This window comes from uncultured Rhodococcus sp., assembly GCF_963525155.1.
GTDB classification, from domain to species: domain Bacteria; phylum Actinomycetota; class Actinomycetes; order Mycobacteriales; family Mycobacteriaceae; genus Rhodococcus_F; species Rhodococcus_F qingshengii.
The window spans coordinates 1-2,898 of the sequence record NZ_CAURKP010000325.1 but is presented as its reverse complement, the minus strand read 5'-3'; the positions used below and the strand labels follow the sequence as shown (position 1 = coordinate 2,898).

Sequence of the window (2,898 nt, the reverse complement as noted above, 5' to 3'; positions counted from 1 at the left end):
CTCCCAGCCCAACCACCAGCGCTATCGTGATGGGCGCGGCCCACTGCAGAATGGGGTACTCCCCCGTGGGGTTGAAGATCTCGGCTCGTGGCCAGGACAGGTTGATCACCATCAGCGCGCCGTACACAACTGCGGCGATGTTGACCGGAACTCCCCAGATACCCAGGGAGAAAAGCTTTTTGCCTTCGGCGTCGAACTTGGGGCCGACAGCGGTGCGCGGCCATCCCTTGAGACGCTGAACCAGCAGCGGCACAGTCACCATGAGGTAGGCCAAGTAGATCAAGATGATGCATACGCTGGACAGGGTTGCAAAAATTGCCGAGTTGCCCACGTTGACGGCCAGGACGGCAATGCAGACCAGACCGATGAGGACGGACGGCGCGATAGGTGTTCCGGTGCGGGGGTTGACCTTTGCCAGTATCTGCGAGGCAGGCAGGCGCCCGTCGCGGGCCATGGAGAACATCAGCCGTGAAGCAGCAGTCTGAATGGCCAAGGTGCACACGAACACTGCGATCGAGACGTCGATCAACAAGACCGTGCCCCACGGCGAACTCAGAATGGAGGTCAGTACGTACGGCAAACCTTCCGTGGCCAGGCGTCCGTCGGTGAGTGAGGGCGCTGCCATCAACGCGCCGAGGATCATCAAGCCGCCGCCGAGCGCGGAAGCGGACAGTGCAAGCCGGATCGTACGAGGTGCGACGCGTCGGGGGTTGCGGGTCTCCTCGGCCAGTTCGCCTGCCGAACCGAAGCCGACCATGACGTAAGCAGCCATCAGTCCGGACATGATCCACGCCCAGGCGTATCCGGGCTCACCACCGGCACTGCCGGTGTCGAAGACGACGTCCGGTCCGCGCTGAGCGTGGGTGAAGAACATCCCGATCACTGCGATGACACCGACGATTTCGCAGGTCACGCCGATGTTGTTGATACGCGACATCCAATTGACGCCGATGCAGTTGATGAAGGTGGTCAGAACCAGAAGTACCGATCCGAGCAGCACTGCGTTGGCGGCACCACTCGATGAGGTGAGTGCGCTGTCCTCGCCGATGATCTGGAACCCGCTCCACACATTGGGGAGCACGACCTGCAAGGCGATCGCGGCGGCCGATGCAGTGACGATCTGAGCGAGAATCATGAACCAACCGGCGAACCAGCCGACGATCTCACCACCCATCCGCCGCGACCACTGGTAGATGGCACCCGAAATCGGATATCTGGCAGCAAGTTCCGCGAAGTTGAGAGCGACCATGAACTGACCGATGAAGACGACCGGCCACGTCCAGAAGAATGCCGGACCCGCGAAACCGAAACCGAGGCCGAACAATTGGAAGATCGTGGTCAGGATGGAGACGAAGGAGAAGCCCGCGGCGAACGACGCGAACTTTCCCAGCGATCGATGCAGCTGCTGCTCGTAGCCGAACTCCGCGAGGTCACCGTCGTCGTGAGGCGAAGAGGCGAGTGCGGATGCGGTGGTGGGCTGCGCAGCCGGGGTGGTTGCACTCAACGGCGTACTCCTTCGGCGAAGCGATTCAGAGGCGAATAACTGTCGATTGATAGTTTTCGCGAAATCCACTCGCCGCAGGTGACGCCCGCGTATACGATTCGCCTGATTCTGTAACAGGCTCGTTGAGTACGTTTCGAGCACGTGACCGAATGCTCACAGCGGCGGCCATCCCGCACGTAAGGCCGCAGCCTGCCACTATGGAAGGCGTGACCAACGCCGGCCCCGGACGACCCCGCCTGACCGCTCGCCGACGCCCGGGTGGCACTGCCCGGGCGGAGATCTTGGATGCAGCCGCTGAACTGTTCACCACCCGAGGCTTCGCCGCGACGTCGACACGCCACATCGCCGAAGCAGTCGGAATGCGTCAGGCGTCGCTGTACAACCATTTCGCCACCAAGGACGACATTCTGGTTGCACTTCTCGCCGACACCGTGACGCCGGCGCTCGACTTCGCGGAGAATCTCAGGCCACTCGACACCGCACCCGAGGTCAAGCTGTACGCACTTTCGTACATCGACGCGGCACAACTGATCACCGGACGGTGGAACCTCGGCGTCCTTTATCTCTTACCGGAACTGAGAAGTGACAGGTTCATGTCGTTCCGAGCCGATCGCGATCGGCTTCGCGAGCAATACCGGGCACTCGCCCAGGATGTGCTCGACGCGATTGACGATCCATCATCAACGCACCTGGCCGAGCTTCCGTTTCGCCTGGTAGAAAGCGTGATCAGCGCGCGAGCCGACGCGCTCGAAGGCACCCCGATTCCCGACGCCGCTGTCATCGCCGGGTCGGCGCTGCACATTCTTGGGTGGCGCCAGGATCTTGACCCCATCCATACGGAAGCGGCAACGATCATTGCGAACGCAGAAACGCCGAAACTGTCCGGGGCTGCATCAGCTCCGGACAATTTCGACGCATTGAGGACCTAAACGGCCACGAGACTAGACCGAGAGGGACTGTCCCGGGAAGATCAGGTTGATGTTCGGAACCTGGCTGGCGAGGTTCTCGAGCGAGATGCCGTGTGCAGCAGCGATCTTCGACAGGGTGTCGCCTGCCTTGACCACGTAGTTGCCGCTTCCGGTGCTTGCTGCCGGAGCCGACTCGACGGAAGCCTCAGCGGTGACGGGGGCGGCTGCGGCCTCGTAGTTGCCTGCGGTGGTGCCGGTGGTCAGGTACTGACCGCAGACGGGCCATGCGCCGACGCCCTGGCCTGCGAGAACGTTCTCGGCGACACGGATCTGCTCGGCCTGGCTGGCGTTGGCAGCGTTGCCCGATCCACCGAATGCGTTCCAGGTGCTCTGCGTGAACTGCAGACCACCGTAGAAGCCGTTTCCGGTGTTGGCGGCCCAGTTACCGGAGGACTCGCAGTTTGCGACTCCGGACCAGTCGTGGCC

General features: G+C 62.4%; 3 protein-coding genes. 1 reads left to right on the top strand and 2 read right to left on the bottom strand.

Annotation, left to right across the window (positions count from 1 at the left end; translation table 11 throughout):
* Nucleotides 1-1,504, bottom strand: a 1,504-nt coding sequence (locus RWT78_RS28960) for an amino acid permease (protein WP_314682881.1), incomplete at its 3' end; no start/stop codon positions are given.
* A gap of 197 nt (nucleotides 1,505-1,701) precedes the next feature.
* Between RWT78_RS28960 and RWT78_RS28955 the strand changes: the two genes are divergently transcribed.
* Nucleotides 1,702-2,433, top strand: coding sequence for a TetR/AcrR family transcriptional regulator (locus tag RWT78_RS28955; protein WP_054188193.1), 732 nt, complete (start codon nucleotides 1,702-1,704; stop codon nucleotides 2,431-2,433).
* A 12-nt stretch (nucleotides 2,434-2,445) separates the two neighbouring features.
* On the opposite strand, the gene RWT78_RS28950 is transcribed toward RWT78_RS28955, so the two are convergent.
* The coding region (locus RWT78_RS28950) for a transglycosylase family protein (RefSeq protein WP_314682878.1) at nucleotides 2,446-2,898 on the bottom strand (453 nt) is incomplete at its 5' end.

What these genes read in the sequence shown, in the direction of transcription:
- RWT78_RS28955 (WP_054188193.1), top strand. Translation starts at nt 1,702, where the DNA reads ATGGAAGGCGTGACCAACGCCGGCCCCGGACGACCCCGCCTGACCGCT.